The following is a 23,561-nucleotide window of genomic DNA, read 5'->3' as shown; positions in this document are numbered from 1 at the left end:
CCCGCGGCCTACGCCGAACGGATGCCTACGCCACGGCCACTGGGCGGCTAGAGTACGTCAGGCCAGCGGACGCCGCTCCGCGTGGGGTGCCTGCGATGAAGTCCCGCCGTGTCCCGGCATGGATCCGCGCCGAAGGATTCCTTGCCATCAGCGTGATCACTTCGGTGGCGTTTTTCCTGCATGGACCGCGTCTGCTGTCCGGGCTGGATCGACTGCCCTGGCTGGCGGCGATCTTTCTCTGGCTGTTCCTGGTCATTCTCGGTTCGGCCCTGTCGGTGGTGCGTCACGCCGAACAACTGGGAGAGCTGCTGGGCGAGCCTTACGGCACCTTGGTGCTCACCCTCTCGATCACCGCGATCGAAGTCATCAGCATCACCGCCATCATGCTGCACGGCGCGAACAATCCAACGCTGGCCCGCGACACGTTGTTCGCGGTGACCATGATCGTACTCAACGGCATGGTCGGCCTCTCCCTGCTGATCGGCGGCTGGCGCCACCGCGAGCAGCACTACAACCTGCAAGGCGCCAACGCCTATCTCGGCGTGGTCATTCCGCTAGGCACGCTTGCGCTGGTGGCGCCCAACTTCACCACCACCACGGCGGGCCCGACATTGTCCTCAGCCCAGGAGAGTTTTCTCGCCATCATCTCCGTGGGCTTGTATGTGGCCTTTCTCGGATTGCAGACGCGCCGCCATCGCGCCTATTTCGCCGCCGACCTCGAGGACGAAGAGCCCTTCGTGTCCGATCCCGGCCCTGGCCGTACATTGCTGCACGCCGCGCTGCTGCTCGCCTACATGGCGCCAGTCGTGTATCTGGCCGAGCAGCTTGCGCACCCCGTGGACTACGTGCTCGAGACGATGGGCAAGCCGGCGGCGCTCGCCGGCCTGTGCATGGCGGTGCTGGTGGCCACGCCCGAAGCCATCGGCGCCGTGCGCGCCGCCCACGCCAACCACATGCAACGCTCGGTCAATATCTTCCTTGGCTCGGTGCTTTCCACCATCGGCCTGACCATTCCGGCCATCCTGATGATCAGCCATCTCACAGGCCACCCCATCGTGCTTGGCCTGCAGCACACCGACCTCGTGCTTTTCGTGCTCACCCTCATGCTCTGCCTTGTCACCTTCTCCAGCGGCCACACCAACGTGCTGCAAGGCGCAGTGCACTTGATCGTCTTCGTGGCCTATCTGTTCTTCATGCTTCAGGGTTGAGGCATCAGGCTGCCGCCGCGAGGCGCGCACGCAGGTGATCGATGAAGGCCCGCACCTTCGCCGGCGGCTGCTTGCCGGGATAAACCGCGTAGATGCCGCACTCGGGCAGGGCGTACTGCGCCAGCAACACCACCAGGCGCCCTTCGCGCACATCGTCGGTCACCAGGTAATCCGGCAACACGCTGATACCGGCGCCATGCAGCACCAGCGCGTGCGCGGCGGCCACGTTGTTGGCCTGGGCGACCTGGCGCGCGCGGACGGTGCGGCGCGAACCATCGGGCGCGCCGAAGGTCCAGCGCAGCGGCGATGACAGCAGGGCCAGCGCCACCCAGTCGTGGCCGGGCAGTTCCGCCGGCGTGCGCGGCTCGCCACGTCGCGCGAGATAGGCCGGCGCCGCCACCAGCAACTGGCGAAAGCTGCTCAGCCGCGCCGAGCGCAGGTTGGAGTCACGCAGCCGACCCATGCGGATGGCCAGGTCGAAGCGTTCTGCGATCAGGTCGCTCACGTGGTCGCTCAGGGCAAGATCGACCTGCAGCAGCGGATGCGCGCGCATGAAGTCCGCCAGCGCCGGCGCCACCACCGCCGTGCCGTAGTCGCCGGTCGCGGTGAGGCGCAAGGTGCCGCTGGGCATGTCCTGATTGCGCCCGACCTGCTCGATCGCCGCCTCGGCCTCGCCAAGGATGCGCACGCATGCGGCATGGAACGCCGTGCCGGCCTCGGTCAGGGTCATGCGTCGGGTACTGCGCAACAGAAGTGTTACGCCAAGCTCGCGCTCCAGCCGCGCGATGTGCTGGCTCACCATCGCCTTGGTCATGCCCAGCGCTTCAGCCGCGGCGGTGAACGAGCCCGCCTGCACCAGCGCCACGAAGATCGCCAAACGGTTGAGATTGACCTCGCCTGCCATGCCCGCGACCTCTGCTTCACTGTCAATCAAAACTTTACAGTGATTTCCACGTTGATGCGTTTATCCGCAACGCCAGGGAGCGGATCATGCTCGATGTCAGCTTCCCAGCCGATCCATTCGCGGCCATAACGAGATGGTCTGCCGCCCCATCCCCACTGGAGTGTCCCACCCATGAAGATTGCCCTGTTCGGCGCCACCGGCCATATCGGCCACGCCATCCTCGACGAAGCGCTGGAGCGCGGCTACGAGGTCATCGCCGTCGTGCGCGATCCGGCGCGCCTGACCACGCAGCATGCGCGCCTCAGCGTGGTGAGCGGCGACGTCGCCAAGCCGGAGAGCTGGCTGGACGCCGTGCGAGGCGCCGATGCCGCCGTGGCGAGCATCTCGGCGCGTCGCGACGGCAATCCGGACGCCGTGCCGGCCAACGCCGCCACGTTGCTGGACAACCTGCCGCGCGCCGGCGTGAAGCGTCTGTTCTGGGTGGGTGGCGCGGGCTCGCTGGAAACGGCGCCCGGCGTGCGCGTGATCGACGACCCGCACTTCCCGGAAGCCTGGAAGCCGGAAGCGACTTCGCAGTCCAAGGCGCTGGACGTGTTCCGCGCCAGAAAGGCGGATGTCGAATGGACGTATATCAGTCCGGCCGCGCTCATCGAGGATGGCGCCCGCACGGGCAAGTACCGCGTGGGTGGCGATCAGCTGCTGGTCGACGCCCATGGTCAGAGCCGCATCAGCGTGCCCGACTACGCCGTCGCCCTGCTCGACCGCCTCGAGAAGCGCGACGCCCGAAGCCAGCGCATCACTGTCGCGTATTGAGCAAAACCCCGTACGGCCCCGGCCGTCCACGGCGACGCCGGCCGGCCATGGCCGGCGTCGCCCGCTGCGTCAGAACCAGAGCCGCACGCCGGCGACCCACGTCGTCTCGCGCGCAGGCAGCGGTCGCGCTTCGGCCGCATCCTGCTCGCCGAAGCGCCGCGTCCATTCCACGCCGAGGTAAGGCGCGAACTTGCGGCTGATTTCGTAGCGCAGTCGCAAGCCTGCCTCCAGGTCGGACAGGCCCGAAGTGACGCCGCGGTGTGGATCGTCCTTGCCGTAGAAGTTCATCTCCAGACGCGGCTGCAGGATCAGCCGCTGGGTGAACAGGAGCTCGTAGCTCGACTCCAGCCGCAACGCGGTGCGCCCCTGCCCGCCGACGTAGAACGTGGCCTGGGTTTCAAACCAGTACGGCGCCAGGCCTTGCACGCCCACCGCGGCCCATTGGCGTTGCGGACCCTGCCCGAAGTCCTGGCGCGCGCCGAGTTGCCAATCCCAGAAACTGGTCCAGGCATGGCTCCAAAGCACGTCGAGGCGCCCGTCGCTGCCGTCACGGCCACGCTCGCCTTCGGTCTTGAGCCATAGGCGATCCATGGCGTTGCCCCACCAGGCCTGTGCCTCCCAGTTCGTGGCGAGGTCGCCCACAGTGCTGCGGCTACGCTCCAGTCGGTCGAGCATCAACATCCCAAGCGGAGCGGTGTCGTCCATTTGCATGGTCGAGGCCATCTGCGCCGGCGCCATGTCCTGCATGAGGTATTGCGGAGGCGCCGGAGCGACGTGGTCATTCGGCGGTACTGACTGCAACTGCGGCACAGGACTGTCGTGGTGATCATGGTCCACGCTGGTGGACGCCGCGGACGGCGTCGAATCCACACGGTGCGACATCGGCTTGCCGGGCATGTCCTGCATGTCGATGACTTGAGCCATGGTTGAAGCAGGCAGGATGACGCCCAAGGCGAAGGCGATCCGCACGCCAGGCACGCCGCTCATGCCACCACCACTTCGCGGAACATGCCCGCTTCCATGTGGAACAGCAGGTGGCAGTGATAGGCCCAGCGCCCGATGGCGTCGGCGCTCACCCGATAACTCACCTGCTGCGCCGGCTGCACCACCACCGTGTGCTTGCGCGCCTGGAAGCGCCCATCTGCCGACTCCAGCTCGCTCCACATGCCGTGCAGGTGGATCGGGTGGGTCATCATGGTGTCGTTGACCAGCACGATGCGCACATGCTCGCCATGCTTCAGCCGCAATGGCCCGGCATCGGAAAAGCGCTGGCCGTCAAACGACCACAAGTAGCGCTGCATATTGCCGGTGAGCCGCAGGGTGAGTTCGCGGTCCACCCGTGGCGAGATCGGCGCATCCACCGCGTGCAGGTCGGCATAGGTCAACACCCGTCGGCCGTTGCCGCGCAAACCCACACCCGGGTCGTCGAGGTTGCTGCGCGGCGTCGCCACGCGCATGTCCACTTCCGGTCCGGTCGCCAACGACGCGGCAGGCGCAGACGGCATCGGCATGTCCATCATGCCCGGCATCGCCATGCCGCCCATGTCATGCGCCGTGGCGCCATGGTCCATCGCGCCCATCATGTCGCTCATGGCGAGCAACGGCCGCGAGTCGAGCGGCGGCACGTCGGCCGTCATGCCTGCGCGCGGCGCCAGAGTGGCGCGTGCGTACCCGGAGCGGTCCATGCTCTGGGCGAGGATGGTCCACGCGCGGTCAGCCGACGGTTGCACGATCACGTCATAGGTTTCGGCCGCGGCGATGCGGAATTCGTCCACCGTGACCGGCTCGATCGGCTGGCCGTCGGCCGCCACCACGGTCATCTTGAGACCCGGAATGCGCACGTCGAAGAAGGTCATCGACGAACCGTTGATGAAGCGCAGCCGCAGCTTCTCGCCCGGGTCGAACAGCCCCGTCCAGTTGCCGGCCGGCGTGCGGCCGTTGACCAGATAGGTATAGGCGGCGCCGGACACATCGGCCAGGTCCGTGGGATCCATGCGCATCCGGTTCCACATCCGCCGATCCGCCAGCGCCGTCGCGAGACCGTCGCGACCGGCGTCACGCAGGAAATCGCCCGCGGTGAGCTTGCCGTGGTTGTAGTAGCCCGACTGCTTCCTCAGGTTGGCGTAGATGGTTTCCGGATCGTGGTCGGTCCAGTCGTTGAGCATCACCACGTAGTCGCGCTGCGCAACGTGCGGCTCGCCATCGCGAGGCTCGACCACGATCGGGCCGTACAGGCCGGTCTGTTCCTGGAAGCGCGAATGGCTGTGGTACCAGTAGGTGCCCGCCTGGTTCACGGTGAAACGGTAGACGTACTCGCCCCCAGGTGGGATGCCATCGAAGCTCAGGCCCGGCACGCCATCCATGTCCGCCGGCAGCACGATGCCGTGCCAGTGGATCGAACTGGTCACCGCCAGACGGTTGCGCACACGCAGCGTCACCGTATCGCCTTGCCGCCAGCGCAACAGCGGCGCCGGCAGTTGCCCGTTGACCACGGTCGCGACGCGGCGGCGCCCGGTGAAATCCACCGGCAGTTCGCCAATCTCCAGCTCGAAATGATCGCCGCGCAGCTCAGTGCGCGGAGTCCACGGCTGGGCTTGCGCGTTGCCGCGCCACAGTCCCAACCCGGCCGCCACGCCACCCAGCGCCAACCCTTGTACGAAACGCCGACGCGGCAGCTGAATGCCGCGCGGTTCCTGCTTGTCCATGCACTTGCTCCGTCACTCGCGCCCGCTGCGCGGGCACGTTGAATCAACCGGCTATCCGGCCCTTTTCAGTCAACGGAATCTCACGCGACCGGCGGTCGCAGCGGCGGTTCGACGAATGGCTGGGGCGCGGCTTCGTCAGTGGCCGGCCACGCCTGCGATGCGGCATGCATGTACGGCGGACGTGGCGCCGATGCGGGCGGCACGCTGACCGCGCCATGCACGCAGCAGCTGTCCGGCTCCATGGTGGTATGCGGCGCGTGACCCTGGTCCGGTATCGCGCCATGCTGCATCGCCATGCCCATCGCCCCCATGGCGGACGCGCAGTCCAGCTCGGGTCGCGCCCAGGCGACGCTGGCCATCGCCAGCCACGAGCACAGCGCCAGCGCAAACAGGACGCGGCAACGACGCAGGCGGCGGAACAGGCGGTGGCTCATGGCCGCGAGCATAGCCAGCGCACCATGGCCCGCTCAACTCTGGAGCCGGCTCCAAAGCCGCGAGATTCCCGCAGGAGCTGCCTATTCGCGACCCACCGATTCGGCTTTTGCGGTGGGCTCGCCGTCGCGTACGGCGTGAGCCCCTGCGGGGGAGTGCAAATCCGTCCGGCTGCACCCTCTCCTATAATGACCCACCGTCCGGCCCCCGACCCTCCATGAACTATCGCCACGCCTACCATGCCGGCAACTTCGCCGATGTCCTCAAGCACTCGGTGCTGTTCGCGCTGATCGAGGCGCTGCAGGCCAAGGCCACGCCCTTCGCCTTCGTCGACACGCATGCCGGCAGCGGCTGTTACGCGCTGGACAGCGTGGAGGCGGGCAAGACCGGCGAGTACCGCGACGGCATCGCCCGATTGCTGTTTCCCGACCTGCATCCGACCAACGGCGCAGCCAAGCCACTTCCGCCGCTGCTGCGCCGCTGGCTCGACAGCATCCTCAAGCTGCCGGGCAATGAGCATGGCCTGAAGCTCTATCCCGGCTCGCCGTTGCAGGTCGCGCAAACCATGCGCGAGACCGACAGCGCGCACCTGTGCGAGCTGCATCCGGAGGAAGCCGTGCGTCTGCGCGAGCTGTTCCATCGCGACCATCGCGTGCACGTGCACGAACGCGACGGCTACGAGGCCCTCAAGGCGCTGCTGCCGCCGAAGGAAAAGCGCGGACTGGTGCTGATCGATCCGCCGTACGAGGCGCAGGAAGCCGAGTACCGCGTGATCGAGAAGGCGCTCAAGGCCGCACTGCAGCGCTGGCCCACCGGCGTGTTCGCGGTCTGGTACCCGATCAAGCTGCGCAGCCAGGTCCAGCCGTTCCATCGCTGGCTGCAGCATTGCGGCGTGCGCCGCGTGTTGCGCGCCGAACTGCTGGTGCATGCGGACGATTCGCCGCTGCGCCTCAACGGCTCGGGCATGGTGATCCTCAACGCGCCGTGGAAGCTCGACGAGGTACTGCGCGAGCCCCTGCGCGCGATGGCGCCGCTGCTGTCGCAGGAACGTCCGGCCGAGTGGCGACTGGACTGGCTGGTGCAAGAAGCCGCCAGCTGAATGCATGGCCCGGCGCTGCGCGAGCTCCTACCGCGCAGCCCACGGGACGGCTAAGCTCGTGGCAACCACGACCGGAATGCAGGAACCCGCCATGTTGCACCGCCTTGCCGCCCGCCCCCTGCTCGGCCTCGTGCCGGCCGCACTACTGCTTCTGGCCGCCTGCGCACCCGCGCCGATCTACAAGCCCTCCGCCATGACCGTGGCCGCCGCGCCCAATATGGTCGCGCAGGATCCGCAGCATTACGCCAATGCTGACGTCATCTGGGGTGGCCGTGTGGTGGAAGTGCACAACTTCCCCGACCACAGCGAGGTCGAAATCCTCGCCTATCCGCTCGACAGTTCGCAGCGCCCCAAGGTGGATGGGCACGGCGGCTGGGGACGCTTCATTGCGGTGACGCCGGGCTATGTCGAGTCGTTCGACATGCCGGCCGGCACCCTGATCACGCTGTCCGGTCGCATCGTCGGCAGCCGCAACGGCAATGTCGGCCAGGCCAATTACGTCTTCCCGACCGTGAGCGTGTCGCAATCCCACGTCTGGACCGCCGCCGAGATGGAGAGCGGCCATTCCAACGTGAGCTTCGGCATCGGCGTCGGCGTGGTCCACTGATCCCGGGCATCCCGTCCAGGGATGCCGGTAGAACTCTCAGGGGACCTTGCGTTGCAGCAGGTCCCACTTGTTGCCGTACAGATCCCGGAACACCACCACCGTGCCGTAGGCCTCCTCGCGGGGCTCCTCGCAGAACATCGCGCCCTGCTCTTTCATGCGCCGGTAGTCGCGCCAGAAATCGTCGGTGTGCAACAGCAGAAACACCCTGCCGCCGGTCTGGTCGCCCACCCGCGCCGCCTGCGCCGGCGCGGAGGCCTTGGCCAGCAGCAGGCGCGTCTCGCTGGCGCCCGGCGGCGACACCACCACCCAGCGCTTGCCACCGCCCATGTCGGTGTCTTCGACCAGGGTGAAACCCAGCACCCGGGTATACCAGGCGATGGCTTCGTCATAGTCGGCGACCAGCAGGGCAATGCTTCCGATGGTCTGCTTCACTTATTGCGCTCCACAGGCAGGGGCCACGGGCCCAGCGCCCCCTGCATCTTTTTGGTGAGCTTCGCTCGCACGAGTCCGTAGGAGGCCTCCACCAGGGCAGCCAGTTCCGTCGTGGCGAACCGTTGGGGCTCCACCACAGAGATCCAGTGCGCCCGCGCGAGGTAGGGGGACGGGATCATACCGGGCTGGTCGGTCAGCTCCAGAAACCGCTCGTCGGCCACCTTGAACGCGACGCGGCCGCCGTCCACCGGCATCACCGCAAACATCTTGCCGCCCACGCTGAACACCAGGTCGGCGCCCCATTTGACGTCCTGGCTCACCCCGGGCCAGCGGCCGCACAAGGCCTCCAGCTGACGGGTGGTCATGCCCTTGCCTGCCATGCCTTCACTCCCTGTCGACGCGACGACGCCCGATTCGGCGCATTCTGCCCAAGCGCCGCGCCAGACGCCGAAACATGCAACGCAGTGCGACATAGCGCCGCCCAACTTATCGCTTGAAAAGAGGTTTTGTTCATGTTGCGGCGCACACAATACGCTAAAGTATGGGCATGAACGCCGCCATCGACTACGCATCGAACAACCGCCGTACATTGCTTCCCCCGCGTAGCACCGAGCGGTTCGCCCGTCCGCGACTGCTCGAGCTGCCCCGCCCGCTGGGGGAGCTGGTTCATGCCCATGACGGCCGCGAGCTGCGACTGCGCGGGATCGAGCCCGGCGATGTGGCCGCCCTCAAGCGCCAGTTCGCCCGCCTGTCGCCGGAGGACATCCGGCGCCGGTTCCTGCATTCGATGAGCGAACTGCCCGAGCCGATGGCGCAGCGCCTGTGCCGGATCGATCCGGCCGTCGAGACCGCCTTCGTGCTGATGGACGAGACGGTCAAGCCCGCCGAACTGCGTTGCGTGGGACGCATCTTCGTGGACCACAACACCAACAGCGCCGAGTTCTCGGTGCTGGTGGAGCCCAACTGGACCCGCCAGGGCCTGGGCGCCCTGCTGATGCAGCGACTGGTCGACGACTGCCGCCGCCGCGGCCTGAGCGAGATCTGGGGCTACGTGCTGCTGGAGAACCGCCCGATGCTGCAGCTGTGCAAGGAGCTGGGCTTCAAGCGTCGCCCCAGCCCGGACGAACCGGGCACGACCCAGATCGCATTGCAGCTCTGAAGTTTCGTCCCCACATGCCGATGTGAAACACCGCCCCGGTTCGCCGGGGCGGTCGCGTTACACTTGCCCGCTTTCCTGGCGCAGCGTGTCGCCGCGCCCTCGAACCTCGCGTCTGCATGGCCCATACGATTCCGCATCCGACCCTGCCCACCAGTCCGAAGCAGCGCCGTTTCTGGACGTCGCCGCACGGCTCCTCACGCGCACTGCTGGTGGCCGAAGCCGCTCGCTCCCACCAGGGTCTGCTGGTGGCGGTCACGCGCGACACCCAGCGATCCCACGCGCTCGAGGACGAGCTGAGGGTGTACGCCGGCAGTTTGCCGGTGCTGCATTTCCCGGACTGGGAAACCCTGCCCTACGACGTCTTCAGTCCGCACCCGGACATCGTCTCCCAGCGCATCGCCACGCTCTTCCAGTTGCCGACCACCCAGCGTGGCGTACTGGTGGTGCCGATCGCCACCCTGATGCAGCGCATCGCCCCGCACAGCCACATCACAGGCAGTGGGCTGATGGTAAAGAAGGGGCAGAAGCTGGACTTGGCTACCGAACAGCGCCGCCTGGAGGCCGCCGGCTACCGCAACGTGCCGCAGGTCGCCGAGCCGGGCGACTTCGCCGTGCGCGGCGCGCTGATCGACATCTTCCCGATGGGCGCCAGCGAGCCCTACCGCATCGAGCTGTTCGATGACGAGATCGAGTCGATCCGCAGCTTCGATCCGGAGTCCCAGCGCTCGAATCAGCAGGTCGAAGGCATCGAGCTGCTGCCCGCGCGCGAGTTCCCGCTGACCGAGAACGCCGCCAAGGACTTCCGCACGCACCTGCGCGAGCGCTTCCCCATCGACGTGCGTCGCTGCCCGCTCTACCAGGACATGAAGGAAGGCGTCACGCCAGGCGGCATCGAGTACTACCTGCCGATGTTCTTCGAACAGACCGCCACGCTGTTCGATTACCTGGCCGACAACGCGGTGTTCATGCTCGCCGAAGGCGCGCTGGAATCGGCCGAGCAGTTCTGGACGCAGACGGGCGAGCGCTACGACCAGCGCGCCCACGACATCGAACGACCGGTGCTGCCACCGGCCGAGCTCTACCTGCCGCCTGAGCAGTTGCGCGAGCAGCTCAACAAGCGCCTGCGCATCGAACTGGTCGAAAGCGGTCACGAGCACGCACAGAACAGCGGCACGCAGCCCGCGCCGGAGCTTCCGCTCAACCGCAAGGGCGAGGAACCGGGCACCTCGCTGCGCCACTTCCTGTCGAGCTACCCGGGCCGCGTGCTGATCGCCGCCGACTCGGCCGGTCGACGCGAGGCGCTGATCGAACAGTTGGCCAGCGCCGGCCTCAAGCCGGATACAATCGACGGGTGGCAGTCGTTCATCGACGGCGGCAAGCCGCAACTTGCGATCACCATCGCCTCGCTGGAGCAGGGCTTTGCCCTCTCCGAGCCCGTCCTCACCGTGCTCACCGAACGCGAGCTGTTCGGCGAGCGCGTGCGCACGGAGCGCAAGCGTCGCCGCGGCGCCGCGCGCGACCCCGAAAGCATCATCCGCGACCTCACCGAGCTGACCATCGGCGCCCCCATCGTCCACGTCGACCACGGCGTCGGCCGCTACCAGGGCCTGGTGTCGATGGAGCTGGGCGGCATGGAGGGCGAGTTCCTCACCATCGAATACGCGAAGGGCGACAAGCTCTACGTACCGGTGGCGCAACTGGGCCTGGTCAGCCGCTACACCGGCACTGCGCCGGAGCTGGCTCCGCTGCATTCGCTGGGCGGCGACGCGTGGGAACGCGCCCGCCGCAAGGCCGCGGAGAAGGTGCGCGACGTGGCCGCCGAACTCCTGGCCATCTACGCGCAGCGCGAGGCGCGCGGCGGCGAGTCGATGTCGATCGACCGCCAGCTGGTGGAGGAATTCGGCGCGAGCTTCCCGTTCGAGGAGACCCTCGACCAGTTGCACGCCATCGACGCCGTGCTCACCGACCTCGCCGCACCGCGCGCGATGGACCGCGTGATCTGCGGCGACGTGGGCTTCGGCAAGACCGAGGTGGCGCTGCGCGCCGCCTTCGCCGCCGCCACCGCCGGCAAGCAGGTGGCGGTGCTGGTGCCAACCACCCTGCTCGCCCAGCAGCACTACCGCAATTTCGCCGACCGCTTCGCCGACTGGCCGGTGCGCGTGGACGTGCTCTCGCGTTTCAAGTCGACCAAGGAAATCAACGAGGCGCTCAAGCGCCTTGCGGATGGCCACATCGACGTGATTGTCGGCACACACAAGCTGCTCGCACCGGAGATCCGGTTCAAGAATCTTGGCCTCGTCGTAGTGGATGAAGAACAGCGCTTCGGCGTGCGCCAGAAGGAACAGCTGAAGAAGCTGCGCGCCGAGGTCGACCTGCTCACCATGACGGCCACGCCGATCCCGCGCACGCTCAACATGGCGATGAGCGGCCTGCGCGACTTGTCGCTGATCGCCACGCCGCCGGCGCACCGCATGGCGGTGCGTACCTTCATCTCCACCTGGGAGCCTGCGCTGGTCCGCGAGGCCTTCCAGCGCGAGCTGCAGCGCGGCGGGCAGGTGTACTTCCTGCACAACGAGGTCGACACCATCGAGCGCGCTGCGCGCGACCTGGAGGAGCTGATCCCCGAGGCCCGCATTGGCATCGCCCACGGGCAGATGCCCGAGCGCGAGCTGGAACGCGTGATGGCGGATTTCCACCGCCAGCGATTCAACGTGCTGGTGTGCACCACCATCATCGAAACCGGCATCGACATTCCAACGGCGAACACCATCATCATCAACCGCGCCGACCGCTTCGGCCTCGCGCAGTTGCACCAGCTCCGCGGCCGCGTGGGCCGCTCGCACCATCGCGCCTATGCCTACCTGGTCGTGCCCGACCGCAAGGCGATGACCGCCGACGCGGAGAAGCGACTCGAAGCGTTGGCCTCGCTGGAGGAGCTGGGCGCCGGCTTCACCCTGGCCACACACGACCTCGAAATCCGCGGCGCGGGCGAACTGCTGGGAGACGAGCAGTCCGGCCAGATCCAGGAAATCGGCTTCGGGCTCTACACGGAATTGTTGGAACGCGCGGTGCGCGCCCTGAAGTCCGGCAAGCTGCCCGATTTCGACCTGAGCAGCGAGCACGAAACAGAGGTGGAACTGCACCTGCCGGCGCTGATCCCCGACGACTACCTGCCGGACGTGCACACGCGCCTGACCTTGTACAAACGCATCGCAAGCGCGCGCAGCGACGAACACCTGCGCGACCTGCAAGTGGAGATGATCGACCGCTTCGGCCTCCTGCCCGATGCCGCCAAGCAGCTGTTCGCGGTGGCCCAGCTGAAACTGATGGCCACGCCGCTGGGGATCCGCAAGCTGGACTTCGGCGCCAATGGCGGGCGCATCACCTTCCGCGACAAACCGGAAGTCGACCCGATGGCGATCATTCGCCTGATCCAGAGCCAGCCACGCGTGTACAAGCTGGATGGGCAGGACAAGTTGAAGGTGAACCTGGAGTTGCCGGGGGCGACTGAGCGCATCCGGTCCGCGCAGGAGGTGTTGGTGCAGTTGGGGGGGCGGAGGCCGCAGTGATGCGCCGCTTTGAGGCGCGAGCACTTGTCGCGGGGCTCGCTTCTCATCAGCGCAATGCACGTCTTCCTGGGCGTGAACTAAGCTCCCGCGAAGTCCCCTCCTATCACGTCATCCCAGCGAAGACTGGACAAGCGCGAAGCGCGCAGAACGCCCGCAGGGCGGCCCCGAAGGGGCGAGCGTAGCGAGTCATCCAGTGACTTTCGCCTTTGATCTGAGCGTGCCGCAAGCGTGCTCGCCTGCGGCGGGCTTCCGGACCGCTACCGCGGCCCGGGTCACTTCTCTTTGCTTGCCCAAAGAGAAGTAACCAAGAGAAACGGCACCCCACTCGGCGCTGGCCGGGCTTGCAGCCCGCCCAGTCCGTGAGGGGCGGCCGGGCTTTTCGACCGGGCTCCTGCCCGGACGAAAAGGGATCGACATCCCTGTCGATCCCCCTACGGGCCTGATCGTCCACCCCTCACCGCCTCACAGGGGATCGGGTGAAGGCTCGTGCCGCTGCGCGGCACATCGCTTCGCCAAACCCTTGCACTCTTTGTATGAAAGCATCCTTTGCGCGATGGCAGAGGCGATCTGCCGTCCCTGTTCGCGCACAGAGTGCGCTCCTACAGGGATGTTGATGCTCTTGGCTCTTGGCTCTTGGCTCTTGGCTCTTGGCTCTTCGCTTCGGCTTTTGACTTCCCCTCCCCTATGGCGCGGCGGGCGGGTGGAGGAATAGCCCGAAGGGTGGCCGGCAGGGATGCCGGCCAGTTTGGCGTCAGGGCAGGATGCCCTGTCGACAAACCCCGTAGCCCGTCCGCGAACCTGGAGGGCGAAGCCCGGAAGGCGCGCCATCGGGGTGGCCTCTCTTTTGGTTACTTTTCTCTGGCCAAGCAGAGAAAAGTGACCCGCTGCCCGGCAGGGCAGCGGAAGCCCGCCGCAGGCGAGCAAGCTAGCGAACACACCAAATCAAAAGCCAAGAGCAAAGCCACTGGATCCCAACCTTCGCAGGGATGACAAACCAGGAGAGGTATCGACAGCGTCACTCACCAAGCGCGGGGCCACCCTGCTGCCAACCACCCCATTGCCGTACCATCCCCCCAACTCGTTCGACGGAACCGCACATGTTGTCCGAAGACGAACTGGCCCTGCTCGAAGCCATCCGCGAAAGCGGCAGCCTGTCGCGCGCTGCAGTGCGCCTGGGCAAAGCCCCCTCCACCATCTCGCACGCCGCCCGCCAACTCGAGGCCCGCTTCGATGCGCTGCTGTTCGACCGGCGTCGCTACCGCCTGCAACTGACGCCAGCAGGCCAGTTGCTTGCGCAGGAGGCGGCAAGGCTGATGCAGGACGTCTCACGCCTCAGCCGACGTGTGAAGCAGATCGCCAGCGGTTGGGAGGACCGGCTGTGGATCGTCACCGATGAAATCCTCGAGTTCGAAATCTTCGCGCCGGTCATCCACAGCTTTGATGCCCTGCAATCGGGCGTGGCGCTGCGCATGACCACCGAAGTGCTGGGCGGCACCTGGGAGGCCCTGCGCGAAGGGCGCGCCGACCTGATCGTCGGCGCCACCAACGAACCACCGGCCATCCCGAAACTGCGCTGGTTCGAACTGGGCGTGATGGATTGGGTGTTCGCCGTCTCGCCACGCCACCCACTGGCCAAGCTTGCCGGACCGCTGGAGCGTGACGCGGTGGCGCGCCATCGCAGCGTGGTGGTGGCGGATTCTTCGCGCAGTTCCGCCGGCCGCGCCTATGGCCTGGTCGGCGGACAGGCCACGCTGGCGGTGCCGAGCATGCGGGCCAAGATCCTCGCGCAGCGCCAGGGACTGGGCGTGGGCTGGTTGCCGCGCCAGCGGGTGGCGGGCCTGCTCAAGCGCGGCGAACTGGTCGAGAAGACCATGGCTGACCCGCGTGAGCCGAACATCCTCTATGTCGCCTGGCGTGGTGACCACGAGGGCCGCGCGCTGTCATGGTGGCTGGAGCAACTACGCCAGCCGCGGTTGGCCAAGCGACTGGTGCGCGGCCTGGAGATCACCGAATGATGACGTCACGCGGAGCCAAGTCGATTCGCATGTTCCGAGCCCAACTCAGGCACTGGAGCCATGCATGATCACCAATCGCTCGAAGCCGCCAGGTGTGATCATTCCCGAACTGGCCTATGACGACGTGGCGGTGGCGGCGGTCTGGTTGTGCAAGGCCTTCGGTTTTCGCGAGCGACTGCGTATCGGAGACCACCGCATCCAGTTGCTGTTCGAAGGCGCGTCGATCGTCGCCACCGAACGCCGCGACGACACGCCGACCAACCATGCAGACCACGCCGTGATGGTGCATGTCGCTGATGTCGACGCCCATCATGCGATGGCGTGCGCCGCCGGCGCACGCATCGGCCGTGTGCCCACCGACTATCCTTATGGCGAGCGACAGTACGACGCGCTGGATATCGGCGGCCATCGCTGGGTGTTTTCGCAATCGATGGCGGATGTGCATCCCGCCGACTGGGGTGGAGAGCTCCTCGACGTTTCCTAGGCGGCCATCCTGTGCCACGCTGCGCCCAAGGACATCACGCGTCATCGCCAAGGGTTGCCGGCATCTGCCCGCAGCCGGCCTGCGGCCGGCATGACAGCCATCAGACGTTTTCCATGGAGATTCACGCATGACCACCGTCGCGACCGAGCCGACACCGGGGCTGCCCCTATTCCACCCGAAGATGCTCATCAGGCCGGCCATCGCCTGGATCACCGTGCTGATCTTCATGATCTTCGGATCGGACTGGATGGCGCATCTGAGCCGCCATGACGTCGGCCTGGCGTTGTTCGCGTGGCTCTTCTTCGTGATCGTGTGGGGCTCGTTCGGCGTGGTGCACGAGGCCGAGGAGCTGGCCAGCCTGCTGGGCGAGCCGGTGGGCACGCTGGTGCTCACGCTGTCGATCGTCATCATCGAGGTGGTGTTGATCTCCGCCGTGATGCTGGGCGCCGGCGACACCTCCACGCTGGCGCGCGACACAATGTTCGCGGTGCTGATGATCGTGCTCAACGGCGTGGTGGGACTTGGCCTGTTGATCGGCGGCATCCGCCATCACGAGCAGGCATTCAACCTGCACGGCGCCTCGGCCTTTCTCGCCGTGATCATCCCGCTGGCCACCATCGCGCTGGTGCTGCCGAATTTCACCGCATCCACCCCTGACGGCTCGCTCACCTCGCTACAGGCAGTGAGCTTCTCCATCCTCACCATCGCGCTGTACGGCCTGTTCCTGTGGCTGCAGACCGGACGCTACAAGGGCTACTTCGTGGCGCCGCGTGCGGATACGGACGCGAACGAGCCGGCCGAACCGCCGCCGCCGGCGCGCCCGCCGCGCAAGGGCGAGATGGCGTTCCACGTGCTGTTGTTGCTGATCAACATCCTGCCCATCGTGATCCTGTCCAAGAGCCTGGCCAAGGTGCTCGACTACGGCATCGCCGCCACCGGGGCGCCGCAATCACTCGGCGGCATCATCATCGCCATGCTGGTGTTCACGCCCGAGGGCATCTCTGCGCTGATCGCCATCCGTCGCGACGAGCTCACCCGCGCCATCAACCTCTGCCTCGGCGGCGCAGCTTCCACGGTGGGACTGACCGTGCCGGCGGTGCTGGCGATCGGCCTGCTCACCGGCAAGCCGGTCGTGCTCGGCCTGCCTCCGGCCAGCATCGTGCTGCTCGCCTCTACCCTGGTGCTGAGCTCGCTGACCTTTTCGGGATGGCGCACCACCATGCTCGAAGGCGCGGTGCACCTGTCGATGTTCGCGGTGTTCCTGGTGCTGGTTTTCAGTCCCTGAAGGGACCCTCCAGGGACATTCGCGTACGGGAACGCGCGTCAATGCAGCGCGGCACCAGCGCGCACCAGGTAGTAGACGGCAAACATGCCGCTCGGGTCGGTCCAGGCATGCGCGACATCCAGTCCCGCCTTGCTGGCCAGCGCGGCGAAGTCGTCCTGCGAATACTTGCAGCTGTACTCCACCTGCATCGCCTCGTCGTCGGCGAAGTTCACCTGCTGTCGGCCCACGCGCACCTTCTGCGCACGCGTGCTGACCAGGAACGTCTCGATGCGCCCGGCCATGGCGTTGTAGTGCGCGTGGTGGCGGAACCGCGACAGCTCGAAATCGCTGCCGATCTCGCGATTGAGCCGCACCAGCATGTTGAGGGTGAACTCGGCAGTCACGCCGGCCCGATCGTTGTAGGCGGCCTCGATCACCGCATGGTCCTTCTTCAGGTCCGCGCCGATCAGGATGCCGCCGTTGTCGCCCATCTCGTTGCGCATCTTGCGCAACAACTCGGCCGCCTCGCGTGACTCGAAGTTGCCGATGGTCGAGCCCGGGAAATAAAGCACCGTGCGCCGCGGCGCGCGCGGAGGAATGGGAAGGCGCAGTGCGCGGGTGAAGTCCCCTGGCAACGGTTGCACCGGCAGCGACGGAAATCGCTCGCCCAGCGCATGCACGCAACGCCGCAGCGGCTCGGCGGAGATTTCCACGGGCACGTAGGCCACCGGAGCATGCAGGTGTTCGAGCAGCATGCGCGTCTTCACCGCATTGCCGCTGCCGTATTCGACCAGCCGCACGTCCTCGCCAAGCACGTCGGCCATCTCGCCGGCGTGTACGTCCATCAATGAGATTTCGCAGCGCGTGAGGTAGTACTCGGGCTGCTCGCAGATCGCCTCGAACAATTGCGAGCCGCGTTCGTCATAGAACAACCAGGACGGGAGCCGCTTCGGCCTGAGGCGCAACCCTCGCTGCACGATGCCGGTCAGCTCGTCGGCAGGCGGGCGGCGGTCGTCGTCGCGAAGGTCGAAGGCTTGCTCACTCATCGGTCCTGTCCCAAGCGGATCCCCATGAACTGCCAACGCGCATGGGGAGGAAAGAAATTCCGGTAACTGGCGCGGATGTGTTCCCGCGGCGTGGCGCACGAACCGCCGCGCAACACCCACTGCCCGCACATGAACTTGCCGTTGTATTCGCCCAGCGCGCCGGCCAGCGGCCGGAAGCCGGGGTAGCTCACGTAGGGCGAGGCGGTCCACTCCCACACGTCGCCATACATCTGCAGATGACCGGCGCCGGATGTGGCCGCGCGCGGATGCCACTGCCGCGCATCAAGCAGGTTGCCCTGCGCAGGCAGCGCCGCCGCCGCGCTTTCCCATTCCGCCTCGGTGGGCAGTCGCGCGCCCGCCCAGCGCGCGAAGGCATCCGCCTCGTAGTAGCTGACGTGGCTGACCGGCGCGTGCGGGTCGATCGGCTGCACGCCGCTCAGGGTGAACTCGCTGGCCAGATCCGGCTGCCAGTACAACGGGCGCTCCCACTGCTCGCGGCGCACCGTGTCCCAGCCGTCGGACAACCACAGCGCGGGTTCCTGGTAGCCGCCGTCGTGAACGAAGGCGGCGTACTCGGCATTGGTGACGAGCCGGTTCGCCAGCGCATGCGGGCCGAGCAGCACGCGGTGCCTCGGCGATTCGTTGTCGAAGGCGAAGCCGTCGCCGGCGTGGCCGATTGCTACGATGCCCTCGGCTCCCCCAATGAATTCCAGCGGCGCCGCGCTGGACGCGTCATGCGTCGCGGCATGGGTCGTATAGGCCGGAAGCAGCGGGTTCACGCCGAACGCGTGCTTGATATCCGTGAGCAAAAGTTCCTGGTGCTGCTGCTCGTGCTGCAAGCCCAGCTCGATCACCGCGAGCGTCGCCTCGTCGACGCCGCGCAGCAGAAACTCGCTGACGGCATCATCGACGCGCTCGCGATAGCTCCGGATCTGCTCCACGCCGGGGCGTGACAGCAGGCCGCGCTGCGGACGCGCATGCATCGGCCCGACCGACTGATAGTAGGAGTTGAACAGGTAGTGCCACTCCGGGTGCGCCGGGCGGTAGCCGCCGTCACGCGCCAGCACGAACCGTTCGAAGAACCAGGTGGTGTGCGCCAGGTGCCATTTGGCCGGACTGGCGTCCGGCATCGACTGCACCATCATGTCCTCGGCGCTGAGCGGCGCGCACAAATCCATGCTGCGGGTCCGGATATTCCTGAATCGCAGCAGCAACGCCTCGGCTTGTCCTGCCGACGAGGCGAGCGTCACCGGCGCCTCCCGGTGTGGACCGGCACTGTTCCTGGCTTGCAGGTGGTGTCTCGCCAAAACATTCGCGCACCTTGCCCCACGGAACGTTCACATATCGTGATGCGCCGATGGCGGATGCTTTACAGCGCTGTATGCGAGCGAAACGCCACGGCGTTTCGCCGGACGTGTCCCTACCTTGCGTGAGGTGACCTCATGAAAGCCCAAGCTTTGCTCGCGCTCGCAAGCCTCCTGCTCCTGACCGTCCTCAACGTCATGGCCGCCGACCAGAGTGCGCCGGCGTTCACGCCGCTACGCCCGGTGAGCCGGTGTCTGCGGCCCGACCGCATCAACGAGTGGTCGGTGGTGGACAACCAAACCGTCATTGCACGCACCGGCCCCACGCGCTACCTGGTCAGGCTGCGGGCCGACTGTCCCCAGTTGGGCATCGGCCAGAGCTTGCGCTTCAATTCCAACCGCGCGAACCAGAGCATCGGCTGGGGCGCCCTGTGCGGCGAGGCGGGAGAGACCGTGTCCTCGCGCGATCAGCCACCTTGCGCCGTGCAATCGGTGGAAATCATCGACCGTGACCAGTTCGACCAGCTGAGCAACCGGGCGTCGCAGCGCGGCCGCTCGCCGTAAGCGCGCCTGGAATGACAAAGGCCCGGCTGGGAGCCGGGCCTTTGCGGGTCAATCGCCGATGGCGCGATCAGTGGCCGTAGTGGCGGTAGCCGCCGCGGTAGTAGTAGCCGCCGCCATGGTGGTAATAGCCGCCATGACCGCCCACGACGACCGTCGCGCCCACCGCTGGCCCGTAGACCGCCGGACCGTAATACGCCGGAGCGGGCGCGTACACCACCGGGGCCGGCGCGTAGACCACCGGAGCCGGGGCGTAAACCACCGGGGCCGGAGCCGCGTAATAACCGACGCCTGCCACCGGTAGACCGATACCCACGTTCAAGCTCACATGGCCGGCGAAGGCAGGAGCAACGGCGGCACAGCCGACCAACATGGCGGTCGCCAGAGCAATGCGCTTGACGGTGGAAAGCTTAGTCTTGTTCATGAGTGTGTCTCCCAAGGGAGGCTTGATTCCGGCAGAAGGATTCGAGGCTGCCTTCTACCGCTCTTTGCCGTGGTTAATGCTCTGACTTTCGCGCTGAATTTTCACTGAGTAAAACGCGCGTGAACGACTATCGTCTACCCTGATTGCGGACGTGGTTCACACTGCCGCCCCAGGGCGATTCCTGCGGATGCAGCCGCAGCAGCCAGCAGCCGTGGATGTCCGAACGGCGGGTGAAATCGAAGGGGATGCTGGGGGCGCTCCAGTCCTCGATGCTGAACCGTTCAGCCAGCGCGTCATGATCCAGCTTGAAGCGCCGGAAATTGTTCGAAAACACGATCACGCCGTCGCCGGCCAGCCGCTCGGCGCAAGCCAGCAGCAGCTGAACGTGGTCGCGCTGGACGTCGAAATCCTCCGCCCGCTTGGAGTTGGAGAAGGTCGGCGGATCGACGTAAATCAGTCCATACCGTTCGCGGTCGCGCTGCAGGAAGGCCATCGCATCGGCCTGCATCAACCGGTGGCTGGCGCCGGTGAACCGGTTCAGCGCGAGGTTGCGCGAAGCCCAGTCAAGGTAGGTGGCTGACAGGTCCACGCTGGTGGTGTCGCGGGCGCCGCCGGCGGCAGCGTAGACGCTCGCCGTGGCGGTATAGGCGAACAAGTTCAGGAAGCGCCGGCCGGAGGCCAGCTCGCGCAGCTTGCCGCGCACCAGCCGGTGGTCGATGAACAGGCCGGTGTCCAGATAATCGGTGAGATTGACCAGGAACTTCAGCCCGCCCTCGGCCACCTCGATGAAGTCGCCGCGCTGGTCAAACTGGCCGTACTTGGAGCCACCCTTGCCGCGCTCACGGGTCTTCAGCGCGATGCGCTCGCGCGGCACACCGAACACCTCGCCGGCCACCCGGACGATCTCGCGCAGGCGGTGGCGGGCGGTCTCGGCCGGGATCTCAGCCGGCGCGCGATATTCCTGGATGTGCAGGCTCGGCTCGCCGCCGTCGTCGGCATAGACGTCGATCGCCGCGGCGTACTCAGGCAGGTCCTGGTCGTAGGCGCGCCAGCAGTGGATGCCCTCACGCTCCAGCCGCTTGCGCAGATGACGGAGGTTCTTCTCCAGCCGGTTGCGCAGCATCTGCGCGCCCTCGGACAGCGGCTTGGCCTCGCGCGGCGCCTCGCTGCGCGCGTGCAGTTCGAACACCAGCAACTGCGTTTCCAGGGCGCCGTTGTACAGCGCGTACTTCTTCTCCGCACGCAGCGGGATGGCGTGGCCAAGCTCAGCATCGCCGGCCAATACGGCGGCGCGCCAGCCGGCGAAGCGCTCGCGCAGGGTCTCGCCCAGCGCGCGATACAGCCGGGGCATTTCCACGCGATCACCCAGGCGCTCACCGTACGGCGGATTGGTGATCACCAGGCCACGGCTGTAACCCGGCGGCGGGGCCACATGCGTGGCGTCGTGCTTGTCGAGGGTGAGGAAGCCAGCCACGCCCGCCTCCTGCGCATTGCGCTTGGCGGTCTGCACCATGCGTGGGTCGGCGTCGCTGCCGAAGAAGCAGCTGCGCAGCGCGCGCTGGCCGGCCTCGGCACGCTGGCGCGCCTCTTCCAGCAGGCCTCGCCACAACGCGATGTCGTGCTGGGACCAGCCGAGGAAACCGTAGTACTCGCGGTGCAGGCCCGGAGCCACGTCGGCAGCCATCCAGGCGCCTTCGATCAGCAGCGTGCCCGAGCCGCACATCGGATCGAGCAACGCCCCGCCTTCGGCGTAGATCTCCGGCCAGCGCGCGCGCAACAGCATCGCAGCAGCCAGGTTCTCCTTCAGCGGCGCCTCGCCCTGCAGCTCGCGCCAGCCACGGCGGTGCAGCGGCGCGCCAGCCAGGTCCAGCGACAACGTGGCGCGGTCGCGGCGCAGGCGCAGGTTGATGCGCACGTCCGGCTCCTCGGTGTCGACGCCGGGGCGCGAACCATCGCGCTGGCGGAACTGGTCGACCACCGCATCTTTCACGCGCTGGGCGATGAACTGGCTGTGGGTGAGCTTGCTCTGGGCCGAGTTCGCGTCCACCGCCAGGGTGGCGTGCGAGGCCAGGTGCTGCGACCAGTCGATCGCCTGCACGCCGGCGTACAGGGCGTCATCAGTGGCCGCATCGAACTCGGCCAACGGCATGAGCACGCGGCTGGCCAGGCGCGACCATAGGCAGGCGCGGTAGGCGGTTTCCAGCGAGCCGGCGAAATGGACGCCGGCCAGCGCCTCGCGCACGTCCGCCGCGCCCATCGCGACCAGTTCGTCGCGCAGCAGGTACTCCAGCCCCTTCGGGCAACTGGCGAAGAAGGCGCTCATGCCGCGGGCGCCAGTTGGGCCAGGAACAACCCGAACTGCTCCACGATGCGTTCCACGCTGTCGCCCAGGCGGTGGTCGTCGTCGACCATCATCAGCGGCAGGCGACGGCGGCTGGCGAAGGCGAGGATGCCTTCGGGCGGGCAAACGTCGTCCTGCCAGCCGTGGTAGAGCAACGTGGGCACGCTGGGACTCAGGTCGAACTCCTGGCGGTAGCCGGGGATCCCGCTCGGCGTGGCCAGCAGGAACAAGCCAGCCACCGGACGCTGGAGCGAAGCCAGGCCGGAGACGAAGGCGCCCATGCTGGAGCCGACCAGCACCGGCGGCGCATCCAGCCCGTCGATGGCGGCAAGCAGGCGCGCCACGCGCGGATCAACCGCCCCGGCATAACCGGGCAGGTCATCGCTGCGATAGTCCGGCCGCTGCGTCTTCCACCCGAGCGATTCGGCAAAGGCGGCCAGCACGCTGACCTTGGTGGCGTCCGGACCGGAGTCCGAGCCGTGCGAAAGAATGATCTGGCCGCCCATCGCGGTCTCCAATACTGCATCCATCAGGCCGCGCATCGTAACAGGCGGCGTTCCGCGGCATCGTTCAGGCGTGCGAGACTGCCCGCATGCCCATCACCGTCATCGACCAGCCCCTGCCCTACGTCGCCAAGCTGCCGGAGCGCCCCGCCAGCGCCGTGGAGATGGTGGTGATCCACTGCACCGAGCTGCCCGACCTGGCGATGGCCCGGGAATACGGCGAGCGGGTGCTCTACGAGGACCGCGGCACGGGCGCCAGCGGCCACTTCTACATCGACCGCGACGGGACGATCTACCGCTACGTGCCGGGCAACCGGGTGGCCAACCATGTGCGGGGCCAGAATCCCAACTCCATCGGCATCGAGCTGGTGAACCTCGGGCGCTATCCCGACTGGTGGAACTCCCACCGCCAGACCATGACCGAGCCGTATACGGCAGCCCAGATCGCCGCCCTGCGCGCCCTGCTGGCCCAGCTGCGCCAGGACTACCCGAACCTGCATCTGATCGCCGGCCACGAGGACCTGGATACCGCGCGGCTTCCCGCCAGCGACAACCCGGCCGTGGAGGTCCCGCGCAAGCTCGACCCGGGCCCGCTGTTCCCGTGGGACGAGGTGCTGGACGGAAGCGGCCTGACCCGGACTGGCGCCGGTCGCTGAAGCCAGCCCGGCTATAATCGCCCGCCATTCATCTG

At 67.1% G+C, this 23,561-nt stretch carries 22 protein-coding genes; 11 read left to right on the top strand and 11 right to left on the bottom strand.

Annotated elements, in window-relative coordinates; genetic code table 11:
* The first annotated feature begins 95 nt into the window (after window positions 1–95).
* Window positions 96–1,208 (top strand): calcium:cation antiporter, encoded by a 1,113-nt coding sequence (locus tag DVT68_RS12845; RefSeq protein ID WP_114825489.1) that lies wholly within the window; start codon window positions 96–98, stop codon window positions 1,206–1,208.
* Window positions 1,209–1,212: 4 nt separating this feature from the next.
* Here DVT68_RS12845 and DVT68_RS12840 read toward each other — a convergent pair whose 3' ends face one another.
* Window positions 1,213–2,112, bottom strand: coding sequence for a LysR family transcriptional regulator (locus DVT68_RS12840; protein WP_114825488.1), 900 nt, complete (start codon window positions 2,110–2,112; stop codon window positions 1,213–1,215).
* 171 nt (window positions 2,113–2,283) lie between these two features.
* On the opposite strand from DVT68_RS12840, the gene DVT68_RS12835 reads away from it, so the two are divergent.
* Window positions 2,284–2,925 carry an NAD(P)-dependent oxidoreductase gene (locus DVT68_RS12835; protein WP_114825487.1) on the top strand — a complete coding sequence of 214 codons (642 nt, stop codon included), beginning with the start codon at window positions 2,284–2,286 and terminating at the stop codon, window positions 2,923–2,925.
* Window positions 2,926–2,994: 69 nt separating this feature from the next.
* Here the strand turns inward: DVT68_RS12835 and DVT68_RS12830 are convergent, their stop codons facing one another.
* From DVT68_RS12830 to DVT68_RS12820, 3 genes are all read right to left on the bottom strand, one after another.
* On the bottom strand, window positions 2,995–3,912 hold the full coding sequence (locus tag DVT68_RS12830) for a copper resistance protein B (RefSeq protein ID WP_233523454.1): 918 nt from the start codon (window positions 3,910–3,912) through the stop codon (window positions 2,995–2,997).
* Window positions 3,909–5,630, bottom strand: a complete 1,722-nt coding sequence (locus DVT68_RS12825; RefSeq protein ID WP_114825486.1) for a copper resistance system multicopper oxidase — start codon at window positions 5,628–5,630, stop codon at window positions 3,909–3,911. Before DVT68_RS12825 ends, DVT68_RS12830 begins: the two co-directional genes overlap by 4 nt.
* Before the next feature lie 80 nt (window positions 5,631–5,710).
* Window positions 5,711–6,064 carry a hypothetical protein gene (locus DVT68_RS12820; protein ID WP_147281724.1) on the bottom strand — a complete coding sequence of 118 codons (354 nt, stop codon included), beginning with the start codon at window positions 6,062–6,064 and terminating at the stop codon, window positions 5,711–5,713.
* A gap of 215 nt (window positions 6,065–6,279) precedes the next feature.
* Here DVT68_RS12820 and DVT68_RS12815 point away from each other — a divergent pair, with 215 nt between their 5' ends.
* Window positions 6,280–7,161, top strand: coding sequence for a 23S rRNA (adenine(2030)-N(6))-methyltransferase RlmJ (locus DVT68_RS12815; RefSeq protein ID WP_114825484.1), 882 nt, complete (start codon window positions 6,280–6,282; stop codon window positions 7,159–7,161).
* A gap of 91 nt (window positions 7,162–7,252) precedes the next feature.
* Window positions 7,253–7,768 carry a Slp family lipoprotein gene (locus DVT68_RS12810; RefSeq protein WP_114825841.1) on the top strand — a complete coding sequence of 172 codons (516 nt, stop codon included), beginning with the start codon at window positions 7,253–7,255 and terminating at the stop codon, window positions 7,766–7,768.
* Between the two features lie 36 nt (window positions 7,769–7,804).
* Here DVT68_RS12810 and DVT68_RS12805 read toward each other — a convergent pair whose 3' ends face one another.
* Together DVT68_RS12805 and DVT68_RS12800 are read right to left on the bottom strand one after the other, a co-directional pair.
* Window positions 7,805–8,200: a VOC family protein gene (locus tag DVT68_RS12805; protein WP_114825483.1), complete on the bottom strand. Its 396-nt coding sequence runs from the start codon at window positions 8,198–8,200 to the stop codon at window positions 7,805–7,807.
* Window positions 8,197–8,580 carry an MmcQ/YjbR family DNA-binding protein gene (locus DVT68_RS12800; RefSeq protein ID WP_114825482.1) on the bottom strand — a complete coding sequence of 128 codons (384 nt, stop codon included), beginning with the start codon at window positions 8,578–8,580 and terminating at the stop codon, window positions 8,197–8,199. The genes DVT68_RS12805 and DVT68_RS12800 overlap by 4 nt, the downstream gene beginning before the upstream one ends.
* 167 nt (window positions 8,581–8,747) lie before the next feature.
* Here DVT68_RS12800 and DVT68_RS12795 point away from each other — a divergent pair, with 167 nt between their 5' ends.
* The 5 genes from DVT68_RS12795 to DVT68_RS12775 all read left to right on the top strand — a co-directional run bounded on the left by DVT68_RS12795 (window position 8,748) and on the right by DVT68_RS12775 (window position 16,712).
* Window positions 8,748–9,359 carry a GNAT family N-acetyltransferase gene (locus DVT68_RS12795; RefSeq protein WP_114825840.1) on the top strand — a complete coding sequence of 204 codons (612 nt, stop codon included), beginning with the start codon at window positions 8,748–8,750 and terminating at the stop codon, window positions 9,357–9,359.
* 116 nt (window positions 9,360–9,475) lie between these two features.
* The gene (mfd, locus tag DVT68_RS12790; RefSeq protein ID WP_114825481.1) at window positions 9,476–12,928 is read left to right on the top strand and encodes a transcription-repair coupling factor; all 3,453 of its coding nucleotides are present in this window, start codon (window positions 9,476–9,478) and stop codon (window positions 12,926–12,928) included.
* Between the two features lie 1,097 nt (window positions 12,929–14,025).
* Complete coding sequence (locus tag DVT68_RS12785) at window positions 14,026–14,943, top strand: LysR family transcriptional regulator (RefSeq protein WP_114825480.1); 918 nt, start codon at window positions 14,026–14,028, stop codon at window positions 14,941–14,943.
* A 64-nt stretch (window positions 14,944–15,007) separates the two neighbouring features.
* The gene (locus DVT68_RS12780) at window positions 15,008–15,427 is read left to right on the top strand and encodes a VOC family protein (protein ID WP_114825479.1); all 420 of its coding nucleotides are present in this window, start codon (window positions 15,008–15,010) and stop codon (window positions 15,425–15,427) included.
* A gap of 127 nt (window positions 15,428–15,554) precedes the next feature.
* Complete coding sequence (locus DVT68_RS12775; protein WP_199536056.1) at window positions 15,555–16,712, top strand: calcium:cation antiporter; 1,158 nt, start codon at window positions 15,555–15,557, stop codon at window positions 16,710–16,712.
* A 38-nt stretch (window positions 16,713–16,750) separates the two neighbouring features.
* Here the strand turns inward: DVT68_RS12775 and egtD are convergent, their stop codons facing one another.
* A complete protein-coding gene (gene egtD, locus DVT68_RS12770) occupies window positions 16,751–17,737 on the bottom strand; it encodes an L-histidine N(alpha)-methyltransferase (RefSeq protein WP_114825478.1) in 987 nt (328 codons plus the stop codon).
* Entirely contained in the window at window positions 17,734–18,915 is a 1,182-nt protein-coding gene (egtB, locus tag DVT68_RS12765; RefSeq protein WP_233523453.1) for an ergothioneine biosynthesis protein EgtB, read from the bottom strand. The genes egtD and egtB overlap by 4 nt, the downstream gene beginning before the upstream one ends.
* Window positions 18,916–19,179: 264 nt before the next feature.
* On the opposite strand from egtB, the gene DVT68_RS12760 reads away from it, so the two are divergent.
* On the top strand, window positions 19,180–19,605 hold the full coding sequence (locus tag DVT68_RS12760) for a DUF6491 family protein (RefSeq protein ID WP_114825477.1): 426 nt from the start codon (window positions 19,180–19,182) through the stop codon (window positions 19,603–19,605).
* Window positions 19,606–19,672: 67 nt separating this feature from the next.
* On the opposite strand, the gene DVT68_RS12755 is transcribed toward DVT68_RS12760, so the two are convergent.
* The 3 genes from DVT68_RS12755 to DVT68_RS12745 all read right to left on the bottom strand — a co-directional run bounded on the left by DVT68_RS12755 (window position 19,673) and on the right by DVT68_RS12745 (window position 22,873).
* A complete protein-coding gene (locus tag DVT68_RS12755) occupies window positions 19,673–20,026 on the bottom strand; it encodes a hypothetical protein (protein ID WP_114825476.1) in 354 nt (117 codons plus the stop codon).
* A gap of 127 nt (window positions 20,027–20,153) precedes the next feature.
* Window positions 20,154–22,349, bottom strand: coding sequence for a bifunctional 23S rRNA (guanine(2069)-N(7))-methyltransferase RlmK/23S rRNA (guanine(2445)-N(2))-methyltransferase RlmL (gene rlmKL / locus DVT68_RS12750; RefSeq protein ID WP_114825475.1), 2,196 nt, complete (start codon window positions 22,347–22,349; stop codon window positions 20,154–20,156).
* Window positions 22,346–22,873: an alpha/beta hydrolase gene (locus tag DVT68_RS12745; protein WP_114825474.1), complete on the bottom strand. Its 528-nt coding sequence runs from the start codon at window positions 22,871–22,873 to the stop codon at window positions 22,346–22,348. The genes rlmKL and DVT68_RS12745 overlap by 4 nt, the downstream gene beginning before the upstream one ends.
* An 86-nt stretch (window positions 22,874–22,959) precedes the next feature.
* On the opposite strand from DVT68_RS12745, the gene DVT68_RS12740 reads away from it, so the two are divergent.
* A complete protein-coding gene (locus tag DVT68_RS12740; protein WP_114825473.1) occupies window positions 22,960–23,526 on the top strand; it encodes an N-acetylmuramoyl-L-alanine amidase in 567 nt (188 codons plus the stop codon).
* Window positions 23,527–23,561 lie beyond the last annotated feature (35 nt).

It is taken from the genome of Dyella solisilvae (assembly GCF_003351225.1).
Taxonomy (GTDB): domain Bacteria; phylum Pseudomonadota; class Gammaproteobacteria; order Xanthomonadales; family Rhodanobacteraceae; genus Dyella; species Dyella solisilvae.
Note: the sequence above shows the minus strand (reverse complement) of the source record. Positions and strands in the feature narration are given on the sequence as shown.

Coding starts and splice junctions, on each gene's coding strand:
- DVT68_RS12845 (WP_114825489.1), top strand. CDS start 96: ATGAAGTCCCGCCGTGTCCCGGCATGGATCCGCGCCGAAGGATTCCTT.
- DVT68_RS12840 (WP_114825488.1), bottom strand. CDS start 2,112: ATGGCAGGCGAGGTCAATCTCAACCGTTTGGCGATCTTCGTGGCGCTG.
- DVT68_RS12835 (WP_114825487.1), top strand. CDS start 2,284: ATGAAGATTGCCCTGTTCGGCGCCACCGGCCATATCGGCCACGCCATC.
- DVT68_RS12830 (WP_233523454.1), bottom strand. CDS start 3,912: ATGAGCGGCGTGCCTGGCGTGCGGATCGCCTTCGCCTTGGGCGTCATC.
- DVT68_RS12825 (WP_114825486.1), bottom strand. CDS start 5,630: ATGGACAAGCAGGAACCGCGCGGCATTCAGCTGCCGCGTCGGCGTTTC.
- DVT68_RS12820 (WP_147281724.1), bottom strand. CDS start 6,064: ATGAGCCACCGCCTGTTCCGCCGCCTGCGTCGTTGCCGCGTCCTGTTT.
- DVT68_RS12815 (WP_114825484.1), top strand. CDS start 6,280: ATGAACTATCGCCACGCCTACCATGCCGGCAACTTCGCCGATGTCCTC.
- DVT68_RS12810 (WP_114825841.1), top strand. CDS start 7,253: ATGTTGCACCGCCTTGCCGCCCGCCCCCTGCTCGGCCTCGTGCCGGCC.
- DVT68_RS12800 (WP_114825482.1), bottom strand. CDS start 8,580: ATGGCAGGCAAGGGCATGACCACCCGTCAGCTGGAGGCCTTGTGCGGC.
- DVT68_RS12795 (WP_114825840.1), top strand. CDS start 8,748: ATGAACGCCGCCATCGACTACGCATCGAACAACCGCCGTACATTGCTT.
- mfd (WP_114825481.1), top strand. CDS start 9,476: ATGGCCCATACGATTCCGCATCCGACCCTGCCCACCAGTCCGAAGCAG.
- DVT68_RS12785 (WP_114825480.1), top strand. CDS start 14,026: ATGTTGTCCGAAGACGAACTGGCCCTGCTCGAAGCCATCCGCGAAAGC.
- DVT68_RS12780 (WP_114825479.1), top strand. CDS start 15,008: ATGATCACCAATCGCTCGAAGCCGCCAGGTGTGATCATTCCCGAACTG.
- DVT68_RS12775 (WP_199536056.1), top strand. CDS start 15,555: ATGACCACCGTCGCGACCGAGCCGACACCGGGGCTGCCCCTATTCCAC.
- egtD (WP_114825478.1), bottom strand. CDS start 17,737: ATGAGTGAGCAAGCCTTCGACCTTCGCGACGACGACCGCCGCCCGCCT.
- egtB (WP_233523453.1), bottom strand. CDS start 18,915: ATGGATTTGTGCGCGCCGCTCAGCGCCGAGGACATGATGGTGCAGTCG.
- DVT68_RS12760 (WP_114825477.1), top strand. CDS start 19,180: ATGAAAGCCCAAGCTTTGCTCGCGCTCGCAAGCCTCCTGCTCCTGACC.
- DVT68_RS12755 (WP_114825476.1), bottom strand. CDS start 20,026: ATGAACAAGACTAAGCTTTCCACCGTCAAGCGCATTGCTCTGGCGACC.
- rlmKL (WP_114825475.1), bottom strand. CDS start 22,349: ATGAGCGCCTTCTTCGCCAGTTGCCCGAAGGGGCTGGAGTACCTGCTG.
- DVT68_RS12745 (WP_114825474.1), bottom strand. CDS start 22,873: ATGGGCGGCCAGATCATTCTTTCGCACGGCTCGGACTCCGGTCCGGAC.
- DVT68_RS12740 (WP_114825473.1), top strand. CDS start 22,960: ATGCCCATCACCGTCATCGACCAGCCCCTGCCCTACGTCGCCAAGCTG.